This is a genomic window from Nocardioides panzhihuensis (assembly GCF_013408335.1).
Taxonomy (GTDB): Bacteria; Actinomycetota; Actinomycetes; order Propionibacteriales; family Nocardioidaceae; genus Nocardioides; species Nocardioides panzhihuensis.
The window spans coordinates 3,387,501-3,414,162 of record NZ_JACBZR010000001.1 but is presented as its reverse complement, the minus strand read 5'-3'; the positions used below and the strand labels follow the sequence as shown (position 1 = coordinate 3,414,162).

Here is a 26,662-nt window from a genome sequence, read left to right as displayed (position 1 = left end):
AGGGGGCATGCCGGATGCGAGTCGCGCTGATGGTCACGTGCATCAACGACGCGCTCTACCCGAGCACGGGTCAGGCCGTCGTACGCCTCCTGCGCCGGCTCGGCGTCGAGGTCGAGTTCCCGCAGGCGCAGACGTGCTGTGGGCAGCCGATGGTCAACACCGGCTATCTGGACGAGGCGGTCCCAGTGCTGCGTACGTTCGTGGACGCCTTCGCCGGCTATGACGCCGTCGTCACCCCGTCCGGATCCTGCGCCGGGTCGGCACGCCACCAGCACTCGATCGTGGCTGTCCGCTCCGGCGACGAGGCCCTCCAAGAGGCCGTCGCGGAGATCGCCCCGAAGGTCTACGAGCTCTCCGAGTTCCTCGTCGACGTGCTCGGCGTGACGGACGTCGGCGCCTACTACCCGCACCGGGTCACCTACCACCCGACCTGCCACTCGCTGCGGATGCTGGGCGTGGGGGACCGGCCCCAGCGACTGCTGGAGGCGGTCAGGGGGATTCGGCTGGTCGGCCTGCCCGGCGCCGATGAGTGCTGCGGCTTCGGCGGCACGTTCGCGGTCAAGAACGCCGACACCTCGATCGCGATGGGGGCCGACAAGGCCCGTCACATCCGGGGGACCGGAGCCGAGATCGTGGTCGCCGGCGACAACTCCTGCCTCACCCACATCGGCGGCGTGCTCTCCCGGCAGCGCTCGGGCGTACGCACCGTCCACCTCGCCGAGATCCTCGCCTCGACCGAGGAGGTGACCCGATGACCGGGACGTTCGTCGGGATGCCGGTCTTCCCCGAGGCCGCGCGCGAGGCGCTGGCCGACTCCCAGCTTCGGCACAACCTCGCCCATGCGACCAGCACCATCCGTGCCAAGCGGGCCAAGGTCGTCGCCGAGGTCCCCGACTGGGAGGAGCTGCGCTTGGCCGGCGCCGCGGTCAAGGAGCGCGCCCTGCTCGACCTCGAGACCCAGCTCGTACGCCTCGAGGAGACCCTCACCGCGAACGGCGCGACCGTCCACTGGGCCCGCGATGCCGCCGAGGCCAACGCGATCGTCGCCGGCATCGCGAAGGCGCACGCCGCGACGGAGGTCGTGAAGGTCAAGTCGATGGTGACCCAGGAGATCGGCCTCAACGAGGCGCTGGCCGAGGAGGGCATCGCGGCCTGGGAGACCGACCTGGCCGAGCTGATCGTGCAGCTCGGCGACGACCTGCCATCGCACATTCTCGTGCCCGCGATCCACCGCAACCGAGCCGAGATCCGGGACATCTTCCGCTCCAAGATGGGGGCCGCGGGCCGACCTGCGCCCGACGACCTCACCGACGAGCCGGCCGTCCTCGCGGCTGCCGCCCGGGAGCACCTGCGCGAGAAGTTCCTGCGCGCCAAGGTCGGGGTCTCCGGCGCCAACTTCGCGGTGGCCGAGACCGGCACCCTCGTCGTGGTCGAGTCGGAGGGCAACGGCCGGATGTGCCTGACCCTGCCCGACGTATTGGTCTCGGTGGTCGGCATCGAGAAGGTCGTCGCCCGCTGGGAGGACCTAGACCCCATGCTCCGGCTCCTGCCGAGGTCCTCGACCGGCGAGCGGATGAACCCCTACACCTCGATGTGGAGCGGGATCGCCCCGGGCGACGGCCCCCAGGAGGTGCACGTGGTGCTCCTAGACAACGGCCGCACCCGTGCGCTCGCCGACGAGGTCGGACGGCAGGCGCTGCGCTGCATCCGCTGCTCGGCATGCCTCAACGTCTGCCCGGTCTACGAGCGCACCGGCGGCCATGCGTACGGCTCGGTCTACCCGGGTCCGATCGGCGCCATCCTCAACCCGCTGCTGAAGGGTGTCGGGCACGACGACCAGATCGACTCGCTGCCCTATGCCTCCTCGCTGTGCGGAGCCTGCTTCGAGGTCTGCCCGGTACGCATCGACATCCCCTCGGTGCTGGTCGACCAGCGTGCCCAGGTCGTCGACGCCCACCGGGGTGGCGTGCCGAAGCCGGAGGCGATGGCGATGAAGGGGGCGGCGTACGTCCTGAAGCGCTCGCGCCGCCTCTCCGCCCTCGAGCGTCTCACCGGTCTCGGCATGCGCTTCGCACGCCGCTTCGGCCCCACCGCCTGGACCGGCGCCCGCGACCTGCCCGACGCGCCGGGGGAGAGCTTCCGGGACTGGTGGCAACGAACTGATGGTGGCCGGAAGGACGACGCATGACCGACGCACGCAGCGAGATCCTCGCCCGAGTCCGCGAAGCGCTGGCCGGTTCGACGGTCGATCCTGTCGAGACCAGCGCTCCGCGGGAGGTCCACCCCGTCGCGAACCCCGAGCTCGTCGACCTCTTCGCCGAGCGGGTCGCGGACTACCGCGCCGTCGTCGAACGCTGCTCGGCCGAGGATCTCGAGGACCGGATCGCCGCCGCCCTCCCGACCGGCCAGGTGATCGTCCCGCCCGGCCTGTCGATCCGCATTCCCGACGCGATCGTCGACGACGGCACCCTCACCGCCGCGCGGCTGGACCTGATCGCGGCGGTCGTCACCGAGGCCCGGGTCGGCATCGCCGAGACCGGCACGATCGTCCTCGACCACACCCCCGACCAGGGCCGCCGGGCCATCTCGCTGGTCCCCGACACCCACATCTGCGTCGTCCGCGAGGACCAGGTGGTCGCCGACGTACCCGACGCCATCGCCCTCCTCGACCCCTCCCGCCCCCAGACCTGGATCAGCGGCCCGTCAGCGACCAGCGACATCGAGCTGGACCGCGTCGAGGGCGTCCACGGCCCCCGCACCCTCCACGTCCTGATAACCCCACCCCGAGACGTCATTTCCTGACCCCGAGACGTCAGTTTCTGACCCCGAGAAGTCAGTTCTTGACCGCGAGACGTCGGTTTCTGAATTCCCACACCGCCGTCAGAAGTCGACTCTCGCGCTCGAGAACCGACTCTTCGTACGCAAGAACTGACGCTTCGGCGCCAGAAACTGACGTCTCGGCGTGCTTGACCGGATCCGGCCACCGCCCGACTCTTCCACTTGTGTGACGAGCGCCATAGTCTTCAGACAAGCAGTGAAACGTATCAATCCGCTCCGGAGGACCCCATGAAGCTCCGCTTGGCCGCGGTCGTCACCAGCGCCCTCGTCGTCACCAGCCTCGCGGCGGCCGTGACCCCGACCGGGGCGGCGACCGCGAACACCGCACCCGCAGCCCCCGCCGGCCTGACCGTCGACGACCTCACCCACCCGCTCAACACGGATCTGACGCCACGGTTCGGCTGGCTGCCTCAGGACAGCGACGCCAACGAGGTGCAGTCCGCCTACAAGCTCGAGGTACGCGACGCGGCCGGTGAGCTCGTCTGGGACTCCGAGAAGGTGTCCTCGGCGCAGCAGGCCTACGTCGACTACGCCGGCGAGACCCTCGAGCCCGGCAGCCGCTACACCTGGCGGGTCAAGACCTGGGACCGCCGCAAGGCACCGTCGCGATGGTCGGCCGGTGCCGCCTTCGAGACCGGTCTCGACGACACCGACTGGGGCGGCGCCAGCTGGATCCGGCGCCCACCGGGCACCGCGGGCAACCCGGCCCAGGAGCGCGACGAGTGGACCCTGGCACGCACGGAGGTCGAGGTCCCGGCAGGCAAGATCGTCAGCGCGCGCAGCTACCTGTCGGCCAGCCACACCGCCGAGCTCTATCTCGGCGGCGAGCAAGCCGACCGGATGAGCAACTTCGGCTACCCGAGCGAGGGCTACTACCAGGCCGCGGACGTCACCGACCTGATCACACCGGGGGAGACCCTCTCCCTCGGCGTCAAGCTGCACTGGTTCAGCGGCGGTCAGGGCCGCGCCGCGGGCATCCCCGGCGTACTCCTGAAGCTCGACCTCACCTACGCCGACGGCGAGACGACCACGATCGTCACCGACGGCTCCTGGAAGGTCCGCCGCGCTCCGTACGTCATGGTCGGCACCCGCAACGGCGAGGGCCTGTGGATCGAGCACCTCGACGGCCAGGCCGCCCAGGCGATCGGCGACTGGACCGAGCGAGGCTATGACGACTCCCAGTGGTCCGGTGCGGTGGTGGTCGGTGCCCACCCGGTGGCGCCGTTCACCCGCCTCGAAGGCCAGCAGACCAGGCTCGAGGAGACCGTCGTCCGCCCCGAGCGCATGCTCCGAGCCATCGACGGCACCCCCGTCGCCGACTTCGGCACGATCATCCCGGCGCGACCCGGTGTGCACTTCGAGAACGGCACGGCCGGACGGCAGGTCATGATCCGGGCCGGCTACGAGCTCGCCGACACCGGCCGGGTCTCGACCACCGGCCTCTCGACGCAGAGCACCAACATGTCCTTCCCCTACACCCAGGCTGCGGGCGAGCAGGACTATCTGGCCGTCGGCCACCTCGGCTTCCGCTACCTCGAGATCCCGGGTGCCGGTGAGGAGATCACCGCCGAGGACGTGACCGCCACCGTCGTCCACTCCGCCTACGACAAGGACGGCGCGGCGACGTTCGAGAGCTCCGACGCCACCCTGGACGACGTCTGGGACCTGATGGACCGCTCGCTGCGCTACTCGGTCCAGGAGACCTTCGTCGACACCCCGACCCGTGAGCAGGGCCAGTTCCTGCACGACACCGCCAACATCTCGATCGGCCTGATGTCCTCCCAGCGCGAGCGCGTCGCGTCCCGTCAGGCGATCCGGGAGTTCCTGCTCAGCCAGGAGCGCTACTGGACCACCGGAAATGACGCCGGCCGCTACAACGCGGTCTACCCCAACGGCGACGGCAAGCGCGACATCCCCGACTTCACCGAGGTCGTCCCCGACTGGATCTGGCGCTACTACCTCGAGACCGGCGACAAGGCCGTCCTCGAGGACACCTACGACAACCTCACCGCCACCGCCGGCTACATCCGCCGCCACATCGCCACCAGCGGCCCGACCGAGGGCTTGGTCACCAACCTTTCCGGCGGCTCCGGCCAGTACCTCTACGGCATCGTCGACTGGCCCGCCCACGGCCGCTTCGGCTACGACATGAGCACCGCCGCCAGGACCACGGTCAACGCGCTCGGCGTCGACGTCCTGCGCAAGGTCGCTCTGGCCGGTGAGGAGCTGGGCCGGCCGGCCGCCGAGGTCGCCGCGCTGCGCTCCGACGCCGACGCTCTCGCGGCGCGGATGAACCAGAAGCTGCGCAAGACCGATGGCACCTACGTCGACGGCCTCCTCGCCGACGGCACCCAGTCGGCCCACGCCGGACAGCACGCCACCTCGTACGCCGTCACCTTCGGCGTCGCGCCGGAGCAGGACGTCCCCGCGCTCGGCGGGCGGCTCGCTGCCCAGGGGATGAAGCAGGGCCCGATGACCGCGCACGTGCTGCTCGAGGCCCTGGCCGAGGCAGACGCAGGCGAGGGCGTGCTGAACCTCCTCACCAACGAGGACGACTACGGCTGGGCCGGCTGGCTCGCGAGCGGTGGCACCTTCACCCCCGAGGCCTGGGAGCTGAGCGGCTCGGCCAACAGTGCCTCCCACGGCTGGGGTTCGCGAGGGATCCTCGACATCACCGAGTCGGTCCTCGGGATCCGCACCACCGCCCCGGGAGCGGCCGAGGTCGAGATCAGCGTCCCGGCCACCGGCCTGACCCACGCCAAGGGCTCGGTCGCGACGCAGCGGGGCCGGGTCGCATCCGACTGGACCCGCGGCGAGGACGGCGTCTCCCTCCGCGCCACCGTCCCGGTCAACGTCACCGCGGTCGTACGCCTCCCCGAAGGCTCCTACCTGGCCACCGGCCCCGGCCGGGCCGCCCCGGAGAGCCTCGGCACCGAGAACGGCGTCACCTCGTACCGGATCGGCTCCGGCGCGTGGACCTTCACGAAGGGCCAGTGACGATGAAGCGATTGCTCGCGACGCTCACCAGCTCGCTCTTCGCGGTCGGCGTCATGGCCGTGCCGGCGATGGCAGCCGGTCCGAAGGATCCCGACGGCATCTACTGGGACCAGCAGCGCTACGACGAGATCGAGCGCACGGTCTATGACCATGTGCCGACGTTCCCGGAGCGCCGTTGCGTGGTCACCGCTGCGGACTATGCGGCGAATGTGCGTCAGGCGCAGGAGGTGTACGCGGTGGGCAACGCGGCCGGCGACCCGGCCGAGACCGACTCGCCGTTGGTCCACGAGAGTCGCCGGGTGTGGTTCTACGGCGACGCGATCAACGCCGCCATCAAGGACTGTCACCGGGCCGGCGGGGGCACGGTCGTCGTCCCCGCCGGCGGATCACGCAACGCCGACGGCGCCTACTACAGCGGTGCCATCAACCTGCTCAGCAACGTGAACCTCCGCATCGAGCCCGACGCCGTGGTCCGGTTCATGCGCAACAAGACCAACGAGTTCTATCCGGTCGTGCGCACCAGCTACGAGGGCACGGACCTCTACAGCTTCTCTCCTCTGATCTACGCCTTCCGTCAGCGCAACATCGCGGTCTCCGGCGGTGGGCTCCTCGACGGGCAGGAGGACATGTGGAACTGGCGTCCTTGGAAGAAGGGCTACTGGGGAGAGCGGTCCGTCGAGGACCGCAGCTTGGATGCCGACTACGGCCAGCAGGGAATCCTCAATGCGATGAACTTCCAGGACGTGCCGTTCGAGGAGCGGATCTTCAGCGATGACGGCCATATCCCGGAGACGATCCCGGTGTGGCGCGACGGGAAGGTCCAGCAGGTGGCGCCGCCCGAGGACGCTGAGGCCCTCGCCTCCACCTTCAGACCGTCGTTCGTCCAGCCCTACGAGTCCGAGAACGTCCTCATCGAGGACGTCCGGATTCGTAACACGCCGTTCTGGGTGGTCCATCCGGTCAGCTCGAAGAACGTGCTGATCCGAGGTCTCGACATCTACAGCAACAAGACCCGGGACTTCGAGAGCCGAGGGTGGAACAACGACGACGGTATCGACCCCGAGTCGAGCCAGAACGTGATCATGGAGGACAACCGCGTCATCGTCAGCGACGACGGGGCCGCCATCAAGGCCGGTCGCAACGTGAACGGGCGAGAGCACCGTCGGCCGAGCGAAGGGATCATCATCCGCGATTCCTACTTCGGCAACGACGGCGGCGGTTCGGCGGCGGTCTCCATGGGCAGCGAGATGTCGGGCGGCATACGCGACGTCTTCATCCACGACAACCGCTTCGGTGGCCCCGGGCTGTCGCTGCTCCTCAAGATCAAGACCAACTCCAACCGTGGCGGCTACGTGGAGAACATCTACGTGCGTGACTCCGTCCTGGAACGAGCGATCGTCGGCCTGGTCGAGTTCGACGCCAACTACAGGGAGACGGTGCCGTTCGCGAACACCGACGTGTTCGATCCGAAGATCCGCAACATCTTCATCGACAACGTACGCACCACCGCCGCGATGCCGCACGGGAAGACCACCTTCAACTTCCCCAGCGCCGCCACGCGCTCACCCGTCGAGAACGTCTACTACCGTGATTCGGTCTTTCACTCGAGCAGCACGCTGCTCGCCGGATTCCGGACGAACAAGCTCATCGACGACCTGGTGGTCGAAGACGTCACCTATGTCGACCCGGCGACCGGTGGCAAGACCAATTACGACACCACTCCGCTGCCGCTGAGCGGCGAGACGGTCGCGGTGGCCCCCGACGGCACTCGTACGCCGCTTACAGTCGCCGACTTCGAGAAGCCTGATCACGTGACGGCGCTCCCGGGCGACACGTTCACCGTGACGGGCCGCATCGACCTGTCCGAACACCCGGGCTTCGCCGAGAACGGCCAGGTGAAGGTCTACGTCGACCGTCGGACGGACCCGGTGCCGGTCGCCGTCGAGCCGGACGGCTCGTTCCGTTCCGGCGAGATCACCCTCGACGACGACCAGCCGTGGTACGTCGACCGGCACTACGTCTCGGTCAACGTCCACGACGGCCTCGACATCACCACGAAGGTGTTCCATGTATCCACCTCGTGACCGGGCAGTGCAGGGCGCGGTCACTCCGCTAGCCTGCCGCCGTGCGCCGAAACTCCGTGCTCGCCGCGGGTCTCCTGATCGGGTCGACCCTGGCCGCCTGCGGCACGACCGAGCCGCGCGAGACGGCCTGGCCCGACGGGCTGACGGCATACGTCGACCAGACCAGGCTGCAGCGCAACACCGGTGACGCGTACGTACGTCTGATCAACGACACCGGCACCCCGATCGAGGTCTCCCGCCTCGAGGTGGGCAGCGACCGGTTCCGAGCCCGCTGGGCGGGCTCGGAACCGGTCGACCCGGAGATGGACTTCGACTTCGACATGCCCAGCGGAAAGTGCGGCGAGGGTGGTGCCGCCGAGCTGACCATCACCTGGCGCTCGGCCGGCGACGACGCGGGGGAGTGGCGCACCAGCACGGGCGAGGCCGAGGACAGGTACGCCAACGTCGACCGCCTCCTCGACCGCGACTGCGCCGAGCGCACCCTCACCGAGGCCGCCGAGATCACCGTCGGCGAGCCCCGGACCGAGGGCGCCGGCAAGCAGAGCGTCTTCGTCCTGCCGGTCACCTTCGCCCCCACCGGTGCCCTCCCGGACGTCACCTTCGACGGCTGGGAGGGCACAGTGCTCTTCCAGCTCGACCCCGGAACACCCACCTGGCCCCGATCGACCCCGGTTCCGATGACCGGCGAGCCGACCACGCTGGAGCTGCGGGTCCTGCCCGCCCGATGCGACCCGCACGCCCTGGCCGACGACAAGGTCGGCAGCCTCTTCCGGATTCATGTCGGCGGCCCCGACGTCCCGGACGACGCCAGCTACTTCCTCCCGCTCACCAAGGCGCAGAAGACCGCCCTCTACGACTTCCTGCCCCTCCACTGTGGCTGGGAGTGAGGCGCGTTCCCGAGGGCGCTCAGCTCCCAGAGTTCACCGGTTCGTGACCTTCGGGCTCCCCACCCGGGCGACCCATGTAGCAGGATTACCTGGGTCCGTAACGCACACTCAGGAGGATTCATGTCCGGGAAGAACCGCTCCGTGCTCACGATGATCAAGCTGCTCCTCGCAGCCCTCGTCGCCACCACCGGCCTGCTCGCCGGAAGCGTCGCGCTGGCGCCCGCCGCCCAGGCCGACTGGTTCGAGAGTTGCACCCACAAGGGCTGCGCCGAGGCCCTCGACTCCAACCGGGTCTGGGCCTCGCTCGGCTACCCGTCCAACCGGGGCTGGCACACCTGGCCGCCGACCGGGACGTGCAACTTCTCCGGTGGCGCCTACCGCAACTACGAGGGCGAGCTGCCCTCGGGCCATGCCTACCTCGAGTTCGACGTCACCCCGCGCGAATGTGGCGCGCAGCGCCAGTCCTACCGGCTCGTGGTGGACACCACAACGCGTGATGTCTACTTCACCCCCGACCACTACAGCACCTTCTACCGTCTGGTCTGAGTGATCCGGTAAACGGGCCTCTGACCTGGGCAGACACGGCGTCGCCGACCCGGGTCAGAGGCCCGTTCCGTGCGTCCGCGGAACCCTGAGACCAGGCTGTGGCTCGGCTGAGACACCCCGGAAACCGGGTCGAGGATCGCGAAGTGCCTGGGCGCCGGCCGTACTCTAGGAGCGTTTGTGACCGCGGGGGAAGGGAACATCTTGAGCTGGCAGGGCAATCCGCCTTATACACCCATTCCGACGCCGACACCGAAGAAGAAGCGGGGGAAGAAGGTCTTGAAGACCTTCTTCGTCGTGATCCTGGTCGGTGCGCTGATCAGCGCCCTGGGTGTGATCGTGGCCTACAACGCCATCCAGATCCCCAGCGCCAACGCGGCCTACGAGAAGGAGACCTCCTTCGTCTACTACCGCGGCGGCAAGGACGAGCTCGGGCGTTACATCGCCGACTCTCAGGACCGCGACTCGCTTCCCTATGAGGAGATCCCGCAGCTGATGCGGGACGCCGCGGTCGCCGCCGAGGACCGCACGTTCTGGGACAACAGCGGCATCGACGTCAAGGGCATCATGCGCGCGGTGGTCAACAACAACACCGGCGGCGCCCAGTCCGGTGCCTCGACGATCACCCAGCAGTACGTCAAGAACCTCTACCTCACCCAGGAGCGCACCTACACCCGAAAGGTGAAGGAGGCGATCATCTCGTTGAAGATCAGCCGGCAGAAGTCCAAGGAGGACATCCTCGCCGGCTACCTCAACACCATCTACTTCGGCCGTGGCGCCTACGGCGTCGAGGCCGCGTCGAACGCCTACTTCGGCAAGCCGGCCGCCGACATCAACCTCCGCGAGGCCGCCGCACTGGCCGCGATCCTCAACGACCCCAACGACCTGGACCCGAGCAACGGCGAGGAGGCGGTCGCCGAGCTCGACGGCCGCTATCGCTACGTGATCAACTCGATGGTCAAGATGGACATGGTCGACCCGGCCGAGGGCGAGAAGGCCAAGGAGTCGCTGCCGAAGTTCAAGAAGCCGCGCTCGGACAGCCGCTACGGCGGCCAGAAGGGTCATGCCCTCAAGATGGTCCGCGACGAGCTCCTCCGCCTCAAGGACGAGCAGGGCACCCCGCTGGTGTCCGAGGACGAGATCAACGGTGGCGGGCTGCGGATCACCACCACGCTGACCAAGAAGACGATGAAGACCGCCGAGGAGGCGGTCGAGGACGTACGCCCTGAGGACAAGAAGGCCTTCGACCCGGGCAACGAGAAGGACGAGCTCCACGTCGGCGCGGCCACGGTCGACGTGAAGAGCGGCGCGCTGCGAGGCTTCTACGGCGGCCAGGACTACCTCGACTCGCAGATCAACTGGGCCTCGACCGGTGCGATGGCCGGGTCGGCGATGAAGGCGTTCACGATGGCCGCGGCGCTGAAGTCGGGCTACTCGCTCAAGGACTCCTGGAACGGCAACTCGCCGATGGAGTTCCCGGGCGTGAGCGTGCGCAACTCGGGCCAGAGCGCCGCCGACCCGTACGGTCACAGCTACGGCTCCAGCGTCAGCAGCCTCCAGGCGATGGAGGACTCCATCAACACCGCCTTCGTCGAGATGTCCGACTCGCTGCCCAACGGGAGCAAGGACGTCTACGACATGGCGCTCGCCGCGGGCCTCCCGCCGGAGAAAGCCGATGCGAAGCATCCCGGGATCGGGATGACGACGCGCGACTTCAGCCCTGAGGACTTCCTGCTCACGCTCGGCAAGAACCGGACCAGTCCGATCAACATGGCCAACGCCTACGCCACCATCGCCAACGGCGGTACGCACAACGACGTCCACGTCGTCTCCAAGGTGGTCGACGCCGACGGCACCGTCATCTATGAGCGCGACGACAAGGGCAGCGGCAAGCGGGCGATGGACGAGGAGGTCGCCGCGGACACCTCGTACTCCCTCCAGCAGGTCGTCTCCAGCGGCACCGGCCAGGCGGCCAGCGCCGTCGTCCAGCCGGCCGCAGGCAAGACCGGCACCGCGACCAACGCCGACGACGAGGTCTCCTCGGCCTGGTTCGTCGGCTACACGCCCCAGCTGGCGACCGCGGTCGCCTACACCCGAGGCGACGGCGACGACGCCCTCGACGGCTGGCTCGACACCTTCTTCGGCGCCGACTACCCGGCCGACACCTGGGTCGCGATCATGGGCCCGCTGACCGACGAGCTCGAGCGCGAGGAGTTCCCGCCCCCGGCCTGGCTCGACGGCGACGCTCCGGAGGAGGGCCACGCCCCCTACGTCCCGCCGGCGCCCGACCCCGAGCCCACCAAGGAGCCGGAGCCGACGAAGAAGCCGGAGCCGTCCAAGGAGCCGGAGCCGACGCCCACGCCGACTCCGACACCCACTCCGCCCCCGACGACCGATCCGCCCGACCCGGAGCTGCCGACGACCGGGCCGTCCGACCCCGACGAGACCGACGACGGCGGGCCGCCGAACCCGCCGGGTCCGCGCCGCGACGGCTGATCCGATGGTGTGGTGACACGGTGCTGCTCGAGATTCGTGGCCACAACCTCCCCGGCCGGACCTGGCATCTCGACGATGCCCCGTGCCACAACGTCCACGTCGGCATCCAGCGGGGAAAGGATCCGGTCGACCTGGTACGCGGCGACAGCGACGGCGCGGTCTGGCAGACCGAGATCGAGGTAGGTGAGATCGAGTCGGGGCTCGACTACCGAGGTGCCGCGGTGCAAGGCCGGCGCGGGGCCCGCTTCGTCTACCTCACCTGGGGAGACGTGGACGGCGACGGCACGTTCACGATGTTCCGTCGCGCCAAGCTGATGCTCGACGATCTCGCCTCGCTGCTGACTCCCGGCGGCGATGAGCACGTCATCGCCACCGTCGACCTCACCGACGAGTGCGGTGGACCGCGATGTGCCCGCCTGGCCCCGCCCGCGCTCGCGCTCCGAAAGACATGATGCGTCGACGCTTGGCCGGGAGCGGTCGTGAGCGGTGCGGCGGAGGGGACCTCATTTCCCTCGGCTTTGCCTGACACGGTTAGATAGTGCCCGTGTCTGTGATCGCCCCCGTCGACGTCCACGATGACACCGCTCTGAAGGCCTGGTACGCCGTGGAGGCGGCATCGATGGCTTTCGATCGACCCTACGCGTCGCACCGCACCTTCGAGGCGCTGGCAAACTCCGTGCGTACCCCGCACGATCACGGCCGCCGCGTCCTCCTCGCCGCGAAGGAGCAGGGGGAGACGATCGGCATCGCCGAGCTCGATCTCCCCGAGGAGGAGCGCAGCCACATCGTCGAGCTCGGCATCCATGTCCTGCCCGTGCACCGCTGGCGCGGCGTCGGCACCGAGCTGTGGCGGGCCGCCGACGACGTACGCCGCACCAGCGGCCGCACGCTGACGACCGCCGAGGTGACCATCCCCCCGAAGTCGTCCCTGGCCTTCGCCCGGGCGCTCGGCTTCAAGTCCGTACGCCGCGAGGACCACCTCGCCGCCGACCTCCCGCTGCGTCACAAGCCCTTCAACGTGCTCGGCTACGAGATCCTGATGTGGGAGGACCGCACGCCCGAGGACCTGCTCGCCCAGTTCGTCGGCCTGCGCAACCAGATGGGCAAGGAGATGCCCGGCAAATCGGAGAACGACGTGGTCGCTCACACCGCCGACCGCATCCGATCGGCCGAGAAGAGCACCGCCCGCTCCTACGACCGCATCACCGCCGCCGCCCGCGAGATCCTCACCGGCGAGCTGGTCGGCTACTCGGTCATCTTCCTGGCCCACGGCAGCGTCGAGGCCATCCAGGACGACACCTTCGTCAAGACCGCCCACCGCGGCAACAAGCTCGGCCTGGCCCTCAAGGTCGCCACCCTCGCCGCCGTCCAGCGCGACCACCCCGAGCGCACCAGCATCCACACCTGGACCGACCCGTCCAACGACGTGATGCAGCGCATCAACAAGCAGTTCGGCTTCCGCAAGATCGAGCTCATGCACGAGGTCCAGCGCACCGATCGCTGGTAGTACCATCTCGCCGTGCCCGACGAGCCTCTTCGCCTCACGGTCCTCGGATCTGCGACGCCCTACCCGAGCGCCGACAACCCATGCTCGGGCTATCTGGTGTCGAGCGGAGATTCGCGGATCTGGGTGGACGCCGGCAGCGGCACGCTCGGCCCGCTCCAGCAGCACGTGAGGCTGGACGAGCTCGACGCGATCTGGATCTCCCACCTGCACGCCGATCACAGCGCGGACCTGCTCACCGCCTACTACGGCGCCCTGTACGCGGATATCCGCCTGACGGCGCCCATCCCCCTCTACGGACCGCCCGGGATCGCCGACCGGCTGGCTGGGTTCCTCACCAACACATCCGTCCGCAGCCCGATCGAGTCAGCGTTCGCCGTCACCGAGCTGAGCGACGGACACCAGGTCACCATCGGGTCCTTCCGGCTGACCACCCGCGCGGTGGTTCACGACGTCTCGGCTTTCGCCGTACGTATCGAAGCAGGGGGTCGGTCGCTGGTCTACTCCGGCGACACCGCGCCCTGCCCGAGCCTCACCGAGCTGGCGGAGGGGTGCGACGTACTGCTGTGCGAGGCCGAGAGCGCACACGCATCCGACGACGGGGAGCAGGTGCACCACACCCCCGAAGACGCCGGCGACACCGCAACCGCCGCCCGAGCTGGCCGTTTGATCGTCACCCACGTCGGCCGCGCCCTGACGCCGCAAGCGGCGGTGGCGCGCGCCGCGGCCAGGTTCGAAGGCCACGTCGCCCATGCCGACCCCGGCGCAACCTTCACGGTCGGCGAGGCGCCGACACCCACGGATCCGCATGTCGGCAGCCCGACCGCTCTCGTAGGCCGTGCGGGACTTGAACCCGCGACCCAGGGATTATGAGTCCCCTGCTCTAACCAACTGAGCTAACGGCCCGCCCAGAGCCTAGCGGTGGGACGTCCGTTGCTGCGCACAGGTCATCCGAACCGGCACCAGGATCGGTACGCCTACGTGATCTCTGATGGTTCGGCCACTGCCATCGCGTGGCCCGTTTGAAAGCTTCTGACCGGGTGCCTGCCTGGCCGGCGCAGGGCATTCTGTCCCCCGTGCGAGCTACCTGCGAGTGTCCACCGTGCGGTGATGATTCCGGGACGGCCGGATCCATATCGTCGAGGTAGTCCGCGGCGCTCCCGCCGCGGCTTCTCACAGAGGAGTCCTCGTGCGTCTGGTATGGCAGCTCTTAGCGGTTGCGGCGGTCTGGATCATCGGCAATCTGGGCATCATCGCGGTGAAGGACAACCCCTGGTCTGCGCTCGTCGCCGGCCTGCTGACGGCCGTCGTCGGCGTCCTGGTCTACGGCTGGGTGGTGCGGCGAACCGAGCACCGGGCTCCCGTCGAGGTGTCGCTGAAGGGGGCAGGTGCCGGGGTCGGCTGGGGCACGTTGCTCGGCATCGTGCTGTTCGGGGCAGTCATCGCGAGCATCGCCTTCTTCGGTGAATACACGATCAACGGCCTGGGTACGCCGGCGGGCGCCGTCGCCCTGCTCGGCATCATGACCGGTGCAGCGGTGACCGAGGAGCTGGTCTTCCGAGGTGTCCTGTTCCGGAACGTCGAGCTCTGGACCGGAACCTGGATCGCGCTCGTACTGACCGGCTCGCTGTTCGGCCTGATCCACCTGCTCAACCCGAACGCCACCCTGTGGGGTGCCGTCGCCATCGTCATCGAGGCAGGCGGGATGCTGACCGCCGCATACATCGCCACCCGCAAGCTGTGGCTGCCGATCGGTCTGCACTTCGGCTGGAACGTCGCCGGAAGTGCCATCTTCAGCACCGAGGTGTCCGGCAGCAACACCGCACAGGGTCTGCTGGACGCGACGATGTCAGGTCCCGCCCTGGTCACGGGCGGCAGCTTCGGACCGGAGGGCAGCATCTACGCAGTGGTGCTCGGCGTACTGGCCACCGGTGTCTTCATGTGGCTGGCCTACCGGCGTGGTCACGTGGTGCCCGTTCGCCGCTCGGCCCGGACGGACCTGGCCGCTACGCTCTCCCGGTGACCGAACTCCGTCGGGTCCTGGACCGGTGGCGTCAGCTCGACGTCACGGTCCGGGACCTGCCGCTCGCACTGCCGCTGGCGGTCGCATCGTTCGTGCCGGCGTACCACGGGCTGGGGACGGAGGTCGGCGCGCTGCCGACCCGTCCCTTCGACGTGCTGGCCGTCGTCGCGATCGTCCTCCAGTCCTTCCCGCTCGCCCTTCGCCGGCGGTGGCCGGCCGCCTGCCTCCTCCTGGTGTCACTCGGCTTCGTCCTCGACCAGCTCCGGGGCTACCACACGTTGTCGGGCGCCGGGCTCGTCATCGCGCTGCTGAGCGCGGGTGTCTACCTGGAACACCGTCGCCGCACGATCGCGATCTTCCTCTCGGGTGCCTACGTGCTGCTGGCGCTCGCGCTCGACCTGCTCGGAGGGGCCGAGCGGGCGGTCGGTTACCTGACGTTCTACCTGGTCCTGGCCCTCGTGTGGGCCGTCGGCTCCTGGCTGCGCTCCACCCGGGCCGTCGAGACCGAACGGCGCCTCCGGGTCGCAGAGGAGACCCGCACCGCGGAACGCACCCGCATCGCCCGCGAGCTGCACGACGTCGTGACGCACCACGTGACGGCGATGGTCGTGCAGACGGAGGCTGCCAAGTACCTGACAGGCGCACCCGACCGGCTCGACGAGACGCTCGATGCCGTCACCGACACGGGCCGGCGGGCGATCGGCGACCTCCGGAATCTGCTGGACCTGCTCGACCCGGGTCACGACGGCGAGACCCGGTCACCGTCAATCCGGGACGTACGCACGCTCGTCGAGCAGACGCGTCAGGCCGGGCAGCCGGTGGAGCTCACCGAGGATGGCACGCCGTCTGAATCCGCCGGGAGCGCGGAGCTGGTCGCCCACCGAGTGGTGCAGGAGGCTCTGACGAACGCGCTCAAGCACGCGCACGGCAGCCCGACAGCGGTCGGCCTACGCTACGACGAACGGGAGATCACCGTGGAGATCCGCACCGCCGGGACCGGACCTGAGCAGGCCCTCAGCGGCGCCCGCCCGAGCTCACCCGGCGGCAGCGGTCGGGGGCTCGCCGGGTTGCGGGCACGGGTGGATGCCCTGGGTGGGGAGTTCGCCGCGGGCCGCGGGACCGACGGCGAATTCGTCGTCCGGGCGAGCATCCCGACCGGGCGGTCGGCATGAGTGCGCCGATCCGGGTCTTGGTCTGCGACGACCAAGCGTTGATCCGCACCGGGTTCGCGACGATCATCGACGCCCAGCCCGACCTCGAGATGGTAGGCGAGTGCGGGGACGGGCAGGCCGCCGTCGACCTGGCTGGACGGCTGAACCCGGACGTCGTGGTGATGGACGTCCGGATGCCGGTGCTCGACGGGATCGAGGCGACCCGCCTGATAGCCGGCGCCGGGGTGGCGCACCCCGTCAAGGTGCTTGTGGTGACGACGTTCAATCTCGACGAGTACGTCTATGAGGCGCTGCGCGCCGGGGCCAGCGGGTTCCTGCTCAAGGACGCACCGACGCCGCAGCTGCTGCATGGCATCCGCACGGTCGCGGCCGGGGCGGCGCTCCTGGCGCCCGAGGTGACCCGAAAGCTAGTCGGCAGGTACGCGGCCCGGATCCGCCCCGCCGAGAGCGCGGCCGCCGACACCGCGCTGACGCCGCGAGAGCTCGAGGTCCTGCGCCTGATCGCCGACGGCCTGTCGAACGGCGAGATCGCTGCGACGCTGGTGATCAGCCAGGAGACCGTCAAGACCTACGTGTCGCGCATCCTGACCAAGCTCGACCTGCGGGACCGCGTCCAGGCGGTGATCCATGCCTACCGCAGCGGCCTGGTGACCTGAGGATTACGCACGACGATGCTCCGCGGACATGACGCGCGGAGCTGTCTGAGCTGAAGGGTCGGTCTTAGCGCATTGCGCGGAAGAACTCGGTGATGTCCTCGGCGAGGAGCTCAGGCTCTTCGTGGGCGGCGAAGTGTCCGCCGCGTGGCATCGCGGTGTACCGGGTGACGTTGTAGGTGCGTTCGGCCCAGGAGCGCGGTGGGCGGGTGAGATCGGCGGGGAAGACGGCGACGGCGGTGGGCACTTCGACCTTTTCCACGCGCCTGGTCAAGCCGTGGGCGTACTCGTAATAGGGGCGGAACGACGTCGAGATCGTGCCGGTGAACCAGTACAGGGATGCCTGGGTGAGGATGAAGTCGTCGGTGAACCGGGACGACAGGTCGCCGCTGCCCGAGTCGCTCCAGGCGCGGTACTTCTCGACGATCCAGGCCAGCAGGCCGGTCGGGGAGTCGGACAGGGCGTGGGCGAGGGTGAGCGGACGGGTGTTCTGCTGGTGCTGGTAACCGCCCTCCTCCGCGCTCCAGGTGGCGACCTGGTCGAGGTATGCCTGTTCGTCGAGGGTCAGGCTGGCGGCGTCGTACTCCGGGGGTGCGGCGACGGCGAGCAGGTGGATACCGACCAGCGACTCCGGGTAGGCCTCACCCAGACGCGAGGTGATCCCCGCGCCGAGATCACCGCCGTGGGCGGCGTACCGGTCGAAGCCGAGCTCGTCGCGCATGAGCCGGTGCCAGATCTGGTGAGTCTGGAGCGTAGGTGGGAGGGCCGGTCGTTGCGGCGAGAACGCGTAGCCGGGCAGGGAGGGGACGACGACCGTGAACGCATCGGACGCGTCGCCGCCATGGCTCGACGGCTCCGCGAGACGCCGAGCGAGATCGGTGAGCTCCAGGAAGGTGCTGGGCCAACCGTGGGTCAGGACGATCGGCAGGGCGCCGGGCTGCTCGCCGTCGAACCGGAGGTAGTGGACGGGCGTGCCGCCGATAGCGGCCGTGTGGTGCGGCAGGGCGTTGATCCGCGCCTCGTGGGTGCGCCAGTCATAGCCTGTGGCCCAGTACGCCGCCAGGCGGCGTATCTCGGTGGTGTCGGCGCCCGCTTCCCAGCCGGCCAAGGGCCACCGGGTGGGCCACCGGGTGGCCATCAGCCGCGAACGAAGGTCTTCGAGATCTGCATCGGTCACCGCGATCAGCGGCGGATGGTCGGTCATGGGTTCTCCTGAACCCATCAGATGACGGGACCGTCAGCTGACGGGAAGTAGTGACCGTTGTCCATGTCGGCGAGCAGGCCGGGCTGCGCCGGCTCCCAGCCCAGGGTCCGGCGCGTGATGAGGTTTGACGCCGGGTAGTTCTGCGTGACGACGTTCGCGAGGAACCCGAAGTATCCCGGCAGCATCAGTTCGTCCAGCGGTACGCTCACGGCGGGCAGGCCCAGGCGGCTGCCTATGGCCTCGGCGATCTCGCGGACCGGGATGCCCTCGTCGCCTACGGCGTGCCAGTACTTGCCGGCCGGACCCTTCTCCAGTGCCAGGCGGAACACGGCGGCGGCGTCCCGGGCGTGCACGGCGTTCCATTGGTTCGTGCCGTCTCCGGGGTAGCCGGCGAAGCCCTTCTCCTTCGCGAGGGCGATCAGCGTGGGCAGAAATCCGGCCCGGTCGGTGGTGCTGTGTGCGATGTTGGCGATCCGCACGACGGACGATCGCACTCCCTGCTCGGCGAGGCCGATGACTGCGGTCTCGACCACGTTGCGGGCTCGGAGGGTGCCCTTGTGCTCATCACCGACGGGAAGAGCCGGGTCGTCCTCGGTGGCCGGCCGGCCCAGGTTCCGTCCCGCGTTGCCGGGCGACCCGATGCTCCCCGCTACGACCAGCGGCTTTCCGGTCCCCGCCAGTGCCTCGCCGTACGCGAGCATGATCGGGAGCTCGGCGGCGGCCACGGCGTCGATCCCGCCGGACGGCAGCAGATCCTGCCGGTGCGCGACGTGGATGACACCGTCCGAGCCCGCCGCCGCCTCCTTGAGCCCGTCGAGGTCCTCGAGGTCGCCGCGGCGCGTCTTCGCGCCGAGCTCGGACAGCGCCGCGGCGGCCGTGTCCGACCGGGCCAGGCCGGTGACCTCGTGCCCGGCGGCGATGAGCTCGGGGATGATGTGCGAACCGGAATGGCCGGTCCCGCCGGTGACGAAGACGTGCATGTTGCTACTCCTTGTTGGTGATGCGGCGGGAAGATGGTTTCTGCGAGTGCGCTCAGCCGGGGAAGTCGACGCTGAGGGCGACGTCGAAGGTCCCTGCGCCGTTGCGGGCCAGGCCCATCAGCAGCGGCCCGACCGCCTCCAGCCAGTGAGCCATCTCCAGGCCGCCGCTATCGAGGGGACGCAGTCCGAGGCTCTCGATGAACGCCGACACGCTCTCCTTGGCCTGCGCGTCATCTCCGGCGAAGAGCACGTCCAGCCGACGCTCCTGGACCAGGACGTGGCCGAAGACGGTGTTGAACGCCTTCACGACGTGCGCGCTCGCCGGGGCCGCCTTGGCGATCTCCTGCGCACCGGACGTGCCGTCGGGGGTGACCAGCGCGGTGGCGTCGGCGTTGAAGGTGTTGGTGATGTCGATGATGACCTTGCCGGCCAGCGCGTCCCCGTACTGGGTGACGACCTGAACAGCGCTGGCGTACGGCACGGCCAGGACGACGATGTCGCCCACCGGGATGGTGCCGAACGTCCCCGTCGTGGCCCCGGCGCCGAGTTCGGCGGCCAGGCCCTTGGCCTTGACCGGGTCGCGGCCGATGAGCTCGACCGAGTGGCCGCTCGCGACCGCGCGTGCGGCGATGGCGTGAGCCATCCCGCCCAGTCCGATGAAACTGATGCTGCTCATGATGAGTGCTCTCTTCCTTGGGTGGTCGTTCCGTGGTCGCTTCTGCGAGTCGGGGGACCGTCGGCGAGCAGAGCGCACGGCGCTCTGCTCGCCGACGGCCCGGCCCGGCTCAGCCGGTAACTTCCGTGACGCCGAGGGCGAAGTTCCCGTGGCCGACCCCGTTGCCTGCGAGGCCGACGGTGAGTACGCCCGCTCCTTCCAGCCAGTGCGCCATCTTCAGGCCGCCGACGTCCATCGGGCGCAGCCCGAGGCTCTCGATGAACGTCGCCACGTCAGCCTTGGCCTGCGCATCGTCGCCGGCGAAGAAGACGTCGGGGCGGCCCTCCGCCAGGACGTTGCGAAAGATGGTGTTGAAAGCCTTGAACACACTGGCGCTGGCCGGAGCCACCTTGGCGACCTCTTGCGCGATCGAGGTGCTCGCCTCGCTGTGGGCGAGTCCGTCGAACGTCGCGTTGAAGGGGTTGCTGATGTCGACGATGATCTTGCCCGCGAGGGCGTCTCCGTACTCGGCGATGGTCGAGACGACGCCGGCGTACAACATGGCCGTGATGACGATGTCCCCGGCAGGGACGGCGCCCCACTTACCCGTCGTGGTGCCGCCGCCCAGGGCATCGGCCAGGGCCTCGGCCTTGGACTGATCGCGTGCCATGATCTCGACGGTGTTGCCGCCTGCCACTGCGCGCGTGCCGATCGTGCGGGCCATGTTGCCCGCACCGATGAAGGTGATGCTGCTCATGAGCTGTGCCTCTTCCTGTTCTCAGGCGCCCGTTCTCCAGGCGCCGTTCTGGCTGGTTGTGTGGTTCGGTCTCGTTCGTGCGGTTCAGATGGCGGTCGTGCCGCCGTCGGCGACCAGCTCCAGGCCGTTGACGTAGCTGGAGTCGGCGGAGGCCAGGAACAGGGCGATGCTGGCGATCTCTTCGGGACGGCCCATCGATCCACGAGGGATGAGTGACTCGAATGCGGCGCGCGTCTCTTCGTCGAACAGCTCTTCCTGCTTGGCGGTGCCGACCTGCCCAGGGGTCAGGACGTTCACCCGGATCTTGCGGTCTCGCAGCTCGTTCAGCCAGACACGGGCCCAGGCCTGCTGGACGGCTTTGCTACCCGCATAGAGACTCCAGCCGGGGAAGGCGCCGAGGGAGGCGTTGGACCCGGTCATGAGGATCGAGCCGTGGTCGTTGATCAGTGGCAGGGCCTTCTGCACGGTGAACAAGGTGCCGCGCGCATTGAGCGAGAAGGAACGTTCGAACTGTTCCTCTGTGATCTCGCCGAGGACGGCAGGTTCTCCCATCCCGGCGCTGGCCCACAGCACGTCGATCGAACCCTTCTCCCGCTTGACGGTGTCGAACAGGCGATCCAGGTCGCCCAGATCGGACGCGTCACCTTGGACGGCGGTGACGTTGCGGCCGATCAGCTCGACCGCGTCGTCCAGCGCGTCCTGCCGCCTGGCCTGGATGAAGACGTACGCGCCTTCCTCGACGAACAGCTGGGCGCCGGCCAGTGCCAAGCCGGTGGACCCACCGGTGATCACCGCGACTTTTCCATCGAGCTTTCCCATGGTCATTCCTTTGGTTTGATGAATTTCCGAAACAGGAAAGGAGGAGGCCCAATTCTTTGATGTGCTAATTCTGATATGGGCACTGCTGTCAGGTTCCGATCCCGAATTCTTGGACCGATATCTCTCGGCCACGTAAACCATGACACCGGCCTTGAGCGCACGTCCAAGACCTATTTCCGCCGTGGTGATACCCTCGAGGCATTGCCGGACCGAGGGGCCTCATGGATCTGGATTTGCGCAAGCTGCGCTACTTCGTCGCCGTCGCCGACAGGCTGCACTTCGGCCGCGCCGCCGATGACTTGCACATCGCGCAGCCGGCGCTCAGCCGGCAGATCCGCGCGCTGGAACAGGATCTCGGCGCCCCCCTGTTCATCCGGGACAGCCACGGCGTCACGCTGACTGACGCGGGCCGACAGCTGCTCGACGACGCCGGTCCGCTCCTTGCCTCCGCACACGCGGTTCGGCGCCGGGTTTCCGTGGCCGCCCGCGGCGGTCAGCGGCTGGTGGTCGGCTTCCGGGCCGGCATCCCCGTCATCCCTGCAGCGCGGGCGTTCGAGGTCAAGCATCCGGACGTGGTCGTGGAAGTGCAGCGCATGGAATGGGACGACCAGGCCCCGATGCTGCTCGACGGCCGCGTCGACGTCGGCTTCGTGCGGCTGCCCATCGACGAGACCGGCCTGCGCCTGACTCCGCTCTACACCGAGCCGCTCATGGTGGCGCTGCCTGCCGACCACCGACTGGCTGGCAAGGATGAGGTCAGCGAGGCCGACCTGGCCGGTGAGCCGCTGATCTGGCATGCCGGCCCGAGTACGCATCCCACCCGGCGCCCACACCCCGACTCCGGACTCCGGGCACGCGGTGTGGAGGAGAAGCTCGAGCACGTCGCGGCTGGCCGCGGCATCTCGTTCGTGGGGCGTTCGGAAACCGTGTTCTACTCACGCCCGGACATCAGCTATGTGGCCGTCTCAGACCTCGCGCCCGACCACGTATTCGTCGCAATGGCGAAATCGCGCACCTCGCCCCTCACCGACGACTTCTTTGCAGCGGCACAGGCAACGGCTGAGATCACGGCAGAGTGCGGGAACTATGAGATGTGGCAGCTCGCAAATGACGCTATTTCAAAGCGCGGTTGAGCGGTTCCGCTGACAGCGTGAGCAGCGCGGCGACCGCGATGGCCGCTGCAGTCACGACGACGGTCGCGGACCAGCCGACCAGTTCGACCGCGGCTGAGCCGAACGCGGTCCCGAGACTGCCACCGACGAAGTAGACCAGCATGTACGTGCTGTTGTAACGCGCCGGGGCGGCGGGATCGATGGCCAACACGGTGCTCTGATTGGCCACCTGAGCGGCGAACAGGCCGGCATCGAACAGGGCAAGGCACGCCAGCGTCGCGATGGTGCTCGGCAGCGCGAAGGTCAGGGCCGTCGCCGAAGCCCCGGCCACTGCCAGACCCACCAGGATCACCCGCCTGGCTCCCACTCGGTCGGTCCAGGCACCGGCAGCCTGAGCAGCCAGGATGCCCGACAGTCCGGCCAGCGCGAAGAGTCCGATCTGTGCGGCGGAGTAGGCGTACGGCGCCTCCGACAGGGCTACTGCGAGGCCTGCCCATACGGCGCAGAACGCGAAGAACCACAGGGCACCGCGGGCTCCCGCGAGCCGGAGCGCGGTGTCGCGCAGGAGCAGTCCCGGCAATGACCGAAGCGTGGCGAGGTAGCCGCGTGTGGACGTTCCCTTTGCGGCCGGGAGGGCCAACACCGAACAGACCGCGACGATCGCGCAGGCAACCGCGAAGACCAGCACCATGTTGCGCCAGCCGATCTCCTCGGCAAGCCAACCGCCCACGATCCGACCCGCCAGGATGCCGACGGAGATCCCGGCGGTGACGATACCGAGCACGGTGCCGCGCCGATGGGTGGGTGCGAGGCGGCCAGCCACCGAGCTCAGGCCGGCACCCACGACCGAGCAGGCTCCGGCGACACCGATCAGCAACCCCAGCACCAAGAGGTTGCTGATCAGCGCGGTCAGGCCCAGAGCCAGGGACAGGACCCCGAACTGGATCCCGAGCACGCGCCTCGGAGAACAGCGGTCGACCAGCGGAACCAACAGGCCCAGCCCGATCATGTAGCCCACCGGGCCGGCGGCCAGGGCTACGCCGACAGCCGTGATCGAGGAGCCGACAGAGTGTGCGACGTCGGCTATCGCGGGCTGCAGCGGGTAGATCGTCGAGGTCCCCAGCGCCGCCGCAAGTGCCATGAACCACACGACTGAGCCGCGCAACGGCGCGACAACGGGAGCCTCAGCGGCAAGGTCAGTACTCATGACGATGGACTGTAGGTAGCGGCACCGCGACGCGCTGGCCGGAAACGGACATCACCGTTCGGCCGGGCGTATCAGCGCAGGCTCCGGCTCAGCCCTCGCTGTTGATGAGGTACTTCCCGTCGGCGTAGACGAGCCCCAACGTCACGGTGCCACCGTCCTCGCGGCCGTCCTTCATCGTGTACCTGTAGGTGTAGGTCACCTTGAGCGGGTCGACGCTGGGGGAGACCGACACGACGTTGGTGCTCGCGACGGAGCCCCACCAGGTGCGATAGCCCTCGATGCCGCCGCTGCTGGCCTGGAACGCCGGGGTCAGCATCGAGCTGAAGGTGCCGTCAGGGTTCGCGGGTGCGGAGGCGAGATAGCTGCGGATGAAGGTGTCGACGCCCTCGGCGGTCGCGCCGGCCGTCTCGCTCGCCGTGGGGCTCTCGCTGGGGGAGGGGCTGGTCGTCTCGCTGGACGTGGGCTCCTCGGAGGCCTCCTCAGCGGACTCCTCCGGCTCCTCGTCCTCGTTCGGCTCCTCGTTCGGTTCCGACAACGGCGATCCAGAGGCGGTCGGCGCCGGGTCGGCCTTCGGGTCGTCACCGCGGTTGGCCCACAGGGCCCCACCGATCAGCAGCACCAGCACTGCGGCGACGGTGGCGACCGTGATCGGTAACCAGCGGCGTCGCGCCGGTGCACTGGTCGACTGTGCCTGGCCCGATGGCGCCGCGGTCGGCGGCTTCGCAACCGCGGCGAGCGTCTGCGTACGCCGCGCGACCGGCTCCAGCTTCTCGTCCGGGAGCCGCCCCGCGAGGAAGTCGACGACGTCCGCGGCCGACCACCGCTCGGCGGGGTCGTAGGCCATCGTGTGCTCGAGCAGCGGCGCGAGCCGACCGGCCAGCGGCGTACGCGGCGGGTCCTCGTGCACGACCCGATAGAGCGTCGCGAGCGCGTTGTCGCCGATCCCGTAGGGAGGCTCGCCCGTCAGCGCCTGGAAGAGCGTGGCCCCCAGCGACCACATGTCGCTGGCCGGAGTGGCCCGCCCGCCGGTGGCGATCTCCGGAGCCAGGTACGCAGGGGAGCCGGTGACCTGCCCGGTCTGAGTGGTCTGGGAGTCGACGCCACGCGCGATCCCGAAGTCGGTCAGCTTGGCGCGGTCGGCACGGCCGACCACGATGTTGGCGGGCTTCACGTCGCGGTGGACGATGCCGGCGGCGTGCGCGGAACGCAGCGCGGAAGCGATCTGACCGATCAGCCTCGCAGCGTCCTCGACGGACATGGGGCCGTCGTCGCGCACCATGTGGGCGAGGGTCTTCCCCTCGACGTACTCCATCACCAGCCACGGCTTGTCGTCGTCCCGCACCAGATCGAAGACGGCGACCACGTTCGGGTGGACCAGGCGTGCGGCGAGCTGTGCTTCGCGTTCGACCGCGGCATCAGACACGCCGTCGAGTGAGATCAGCTGCTTGAGCGCCACCGAGCGGCCCAAAACCTCGTCGGTGGCGAGCCAGACGGCTCCCATAGCTCCCCGGCCGAGCTCCCTCTCGAGCCGGTACCTCCCTGCGATCACCCAGTCCCCTCAAATCTCGTCCACGTTCGCCAGGTCAACTCTAGGGGGTATCGCCTACTACCCTTGCTTCCGGGACAACCCGCTCCGGGCCCCGAAAACACCACCTGAGAACGATCTGAAAGGCACCACGTGTCCATCGATCCCACACTCCTCGACGACCTCGAGCGGCGAGGTCTCATCGCCGACTCGACGGACCGCGACGCGCTCCGAGAAGCGCTGACCGGCGGGAGTGTGAAGTTCTATATCGGGTTCGACCCCACCGCGCCGAGCCTGCACATGGGCAACCTCCTCCAGATCACGATGGCGATGCGCCTCCAGCAGGCCGGCCACACTCCTTACGTACTGGTCGGTGGCGCCACCGGCATGATCGGTGACCCCCGCGACTCGGGCGAGCGCACTCTCAACTCGCCCGAGACGGTCAACGAATGGGTAGGGAAGGTGCGCGGCCAGATCGAGCGCTTCGTCTCCTTCGAGGGGGAGACCGCGGCGACGATGGTCAACAACGCCGACTGGACGGCGTCGTTGTCGGTCATCGATTTCCTCCGTGACATCGGCAAGCACTTCCCGGTCAACCGGATGCTCGCCCGCGACACGGTCAAGAAGCGCCTCGAGGACGGCATCTCCTACACCGAGTTCTCCTACATCCTGCTGCAGTCCATGGACTACCTGAACCTCCTCCGTACGCACGGGGTGAGCCTTCAGTTCGGCGGCTCGGACCAGTGGGGGAACATCACCGGCGGTGTCGAGCTGGTCCGCCGGGTGGCCGGTGAGACCGTCCACGCGTTCACGACCCCGTTGATCACGAAGGCCGACGGCACCAAGTACGGCAAGACAGAAGGCGGCGCCCTCTGGCTCGACCCGACGATGATGTCGCCCTACGCCTTCCATCAGTTCTGGCTCAACGTCGAGGACGTCAAGGTGGGGGAGATGCTGCGCGTCTTCACCTTCCTGTCCCACGAGGAGATCGAGAGCCTGGAGGCACAGCACGCGGAGAAGCCGTTCCTGCGCGTGGCCCAGAAGGCGCTCGCCGATCACATGACGACTCTCGTCCACGGGGCAGGGGAGACCGAGCAGGCCAAGCAGGCCGCAGCCGCGCTCTTCGGCGGCGGCGACCTGGCATCCCTGAGCAGTACGACGCTGGCCGCCGCGATCACCGAGGCCGGTGCCGTCGAGGTGGAGCGT

23 protein-coding genes and 1 tRNA gene (1 of these 24 running past the window's edge) are annotated in these 26,662 nt (G+C 68.9%); 16 read left to right on the top strand and 8 right to left on the bottom strand.

Going from position 1 to position 26,662, the window contains the following annotated elements; translation table 11 throughout:
• Positions 1 to 14: 14 nt before the first annotated feature.
• The 11 genes from BJ988_RS16140 to BJ988_RS16090 all read left to right on the top strand — a co-directional run bounded on the left by BJ988_RS16140 (position 15) and on the right by BJ988_RS16090 (position 14,222).
• Positions 15 to 755, top strand: a complete 741-nt coding sequence (locus BJ988_RS16140) for a (Fe-S)-binding protein (RefSeq protein WP_179658890.1) — start codon at positions 15 to 17, stop codon at positions 753 to 755.
• Positions 752 to 2,188: a lactate utilization protein B gene (locus BJ988_RS16135; RefSeq protein ID WP_179658889.1), complete on the top strand. Its 1,437-nt coding sequence runs from the start codon at positions 752 to 754 to the stop codon at positions 2,186 to 2,188. Before BJ988_RS16140 ends, BJ988_RS16135 begins: the two co-directional genes overlap by 4 nt.
• The gene (locus BJ988_RS16130; RefSeq protein WP_179658888.1) at positions 2,185 to 2,802 is read left to right on the top strand and encodes a LutC/YkgG family protein; all 618 of its coding nucleotides are present in this window, start codon (positions 2,185 to 2,187) and stop codon (positions 2,800 to 2,802) included. The genes BJ988_RS16135 and BJ988_RS16130 overlap by 4 nt, the downstream gene beginning before the upstream one ends.
• A 264-nt stretch (positions 2,803 to 3,066) precedes the next feature.
• Positions 3,067 to 5,835 carry a family 78 glycoside hydrolase catalytic domain gene (locus tag BJ988_RS16125; RefSeq protein WP_179658887.1) on the top strand — a complete coding sequence of 923 codons (2,769 nt, stop codon included), beginning with the start codon at positions 3,067 to 3,069 and terminating at the stop codon, positions 5,833 to 5,835.
• A 2-nt stretch (positions 5,836 to 5,837) separates the two neighbouring features.
• Positions 5,838 to 7,919, top strand: a complete 2,082-nt coding sequence (locus tag BJ988_RS16120) for a glycoside hydrolase family 28 protein (RefSeq protein WP_179658886.1) — start codon at positions 5,838 to 5,840, stop codon at positions 7,917 to 7,919.
• 41 nt (positions 7,920 to 7,960) lie between these two features.
• Positions 7,961 to 8,806, top strand: coding sequence for a hypothetical protein (locus BJ988_RS16115; protein WP_179658885.1), 846 nt, complete (start codon positions 7,961 to 7,963; stop codon positions 8,804 to 8,806).
• Between the two features lie 120 nt (positions 8,807 to 8,926).
• Positions 8,927 to 9,352, top strand: coding sequence for a ribonuclease domain-containing protein (locus BJ988_RS16110; protein WP_179658884.1), 426 nt, complete (start codon positions 8,927 to 8,929; stop codon positions 9,350 to 9,352).
• A gap of 177 nt (positions 9,353 to 9,529) precedes the next feature.
• Complete coding sequence (locus BJ988_RS16105; RefSeq protein ID WP_343051642.1) at positions 9,530 to 11,845, top strand: transglycosylase domain-containing protein; 2,316 nt, start codon at positions 9,530 to 9,532, stop codon at positions 11,843 to 11,845.
• 20 nt (positions 11,846 to 11,865) lie between these two features.
• Positions 11,866 to 12,297, top strand: coding sequence for a DUF5990 family protein (locus BJ988_RS16100; RefSeq protein WP_179658883.1), 432 nt, complete (start codon positions 11,866 to 11,868; stop codon positions 12,295 to 12,297).
• A 92-nt stretch (positions 12,298 to 12,389) separates the two neighbouring features.
• A complete protein-coding gene (locus tag BJ988_RS16095) occupies positions 12,390 to 13,352 on the top strand; it encodes a GNAT family N-acetyltransferase (RefSeq protein WP_179658882.1) in 963 nt (320 codons plus the stop codon).
• A gap of 12 nt (positions 13,353 to 13,364) precedes the next feature.
• Positions 13,365 to 14,222, top strand: coding sequence for an MBL fold metallo-hydrolase (locus tag BJ988_RS16090; protein WP_179661545.1), 858 nt, complete (start codon positions 13,365 to 13,367; stop codon positions 14,220 to 14,222).
• On the opposite strand, the gene BJ988_RS16085 is transcribed toward BJ988_RS16090, so the two are convergent.
• Positions 14,182 to 14,255 (bottom strand) — tRNA-Ile (locus tag BJ988_RS16085). The two genes, BJ988_RS16090 and BJ988_RS16085, sit on opposite strands and share 41 nt — an antisense overlap.
• Positions 14,256 to 14,538: 283 nt before the next feature.
• Here BJ988_RS16085 and BJ988_RS16080 point away from each other — a divergent pair.
• Genes BJ988_RS16080 through BJ988_RS16070 form a run of 3 tightly spaced genes read left to right on the top strand, consistent with a single transcriptional unit; the run spans position 14,539 to position 17,200 of the window.
• On the top strand, positions 14,539 to 15,372 hold the full coding sequence (locus tag BJ988_RS16080) for a CPBP family glutamic-type intramembrane protease (RefSeq protein WP_179658881.1): 834 nt from the start codon (positions 14,539 to 14,541) through the stop codon (positions 15,370 to 15,372).
• Positions 15,369 to 16,544: a histidine kinase gene (locus BJ988_RS16075; RefSeq protein ID WP_179658880.1), complete on the top strand. Its 1,176-nt coding sequence runs from the start codon at positions 15,369 to 15,371 to the stop codon at positions 16,542 to 16,544. The genes BJ988_RS16080 and BJ988_RS16075 overlap by 4 nt, the downstream gene beginning before the upstream one ends.
• The gene (locus tag BJ988_RS16070) at positions 16,541 to 17,200 is read left to right on the top strand and encodes a response regulator (protein WP_179658879.1); all 660 of its coding nucleotides are present in this window, start codon (positions 16,541 to 16,543) and stop codon (positions 17,198 to 17,200) included. Before BJ988_RS16075 ends, BJ988_RS16070 begins: the two co-directional genes overlap by 4 nt.
• Positions 17,201 to 17,264: 64 nt before the next feature.
• On the opposite strand, the gene BJ988_RS16065 is transcribed toward BJ988_RS16070, so the two are convergent.
• The 5 genes from BJ988_RS16065 to BJ988_RS16045 all read right to left on the bottom strand — a co-directional run bounded on the left by BJ988_RS16065 (position 17,265) and on the right by BJ988_RS16045 (position 21,753).
• Positions 17,265 to 18,401 carry an epoxide hydrolase family protein gene (locus BJ988_RS16065; RefSeq protein WP_218860912.1) on the bottom strand — a complete coding sequence of 379 codons (1,137 nt, stop codon included), beginning with the start codon at positions 18,399 to 18,401 and terminating at the stop codon, positions 17,265 to 17,267.
• A 17-nt stretch (positions 18,402 to 18,418) separates the two neighbouring features.
• Entirely contained in the window at positions 18,419 to 19,381 is a 963-nt protein-coding gene (locus BJ988_RS16060; protein WP_179658877.1) for an SDR family oxidoreductase, read from the bottom strand.
• Between the two features lie 52 nt (positions 19,382 to 19,433).
• Positions 19,434 to 20,057 (bottom strand): NADPH-dependent F420 reductase, encoded by a 624-nt coding sequence (locus BJ988_RS16055; RefSeq protein ID WP_179658876.1) that lies wholly within the window; start codon positions 20,055 to 20,057, stop codon positions 19,434 to 19,436.
• 109 nt (positions 20,058 to 20,166) lie between these two features.
• On the bottom strand, positions 20,167 to 20,793 hold the full coding sequence (locus BJ988_RS16050) for an NADPH-dependent F420 reductase (RefSeq protein ID WP_179658875.1): 627 nt from the start codon (positions 20,791 to 20,793) through the stop codon (positions 20,167 to 20,169).
• A gap of 84 nt (positions 20,794 to 20,877) precedes the next feature.
• A complete protein-coding gene (locus BJ988_RS16045; protein WP_246321502.1) occupies positions 20,878 to 21,753 on the bottom strand; it encodes an SDR family NAD(P)-dependent oxidoreductase in 876 nt (291 codons plus the stop codon).
• Positions 21,754 to 21,833: 80 nt separating this feature from the next.
• Here BJ988_RS16045 and BJ988_RS16040 point away from each other — a divergent pair, with 80 nt between their 5' ends.
• On the top strand, positions 21,834 to 22,745 hold the full coding sequence (locus BJ988_RS16040; RefSeq protein WP_179658874.1) for a LysR family transcriptional regulator: 912 nt from the start codon (positions 21,834 to 21,836) through the stop codon (positions 22,743 to 22,745).
• Here the strand turns inward: BJ988_RS16040 and BJ988_RS16035 are convergent.
• Together BJ988_RS16035 and BJ988_RS16030 are read right to left on the bottom strand one after the other, a co-directional pair.
• Complete coding sequence (locus tag BJ988_RS16035) at positions 22,726 to 23,931, bottom strand: MFS transporter (RefSeq protein WP_179658873.1); 1,206 nt, start codon at positions 23,929 to 23,931, stop codon at positions 22,726 to 22,728. The genes BJ988_RS16040 and BJ988_RS16035 overlap by 20 nt on opposite strands.
• An 88-nt stretch (positions 23,932 to 24,019) precedes the next feature.
• The gene (locus tag BJ988_RS16030; RefSeq protein WP_343051640.1) at positions 24,020 to 25,480 is read right to left on the bottom strand and encodes a serine/threonine-protein kinase; all 1,461 of its coding nucleotides are present in this window, start codon (positions 25,478 to 25,480) and stop codon (positions 24,020 to 24,022) included.
• 129 nt (positions 25,481 to 25,609) lie between these two features.
• Here BJ988_RS16030 and tyrS point away from each other — a divergent pair, with 129 nt between their 5' ends.
• Positions 25,610 to 26,662: the 5' portion of a tyrosine--tRNA ligase gene (gene tyrS / locus BJ988_RS16025; protein ID WP_179658871.1), read on the top strand. It continues 219 nt past the right edge of the window; the window shows 1,053 of its 1,272 coding nt (coding positions 1–1,053); its start codon is at positions 25,610 to 25,612; its stop codon lies beyond the right edge, outside the window.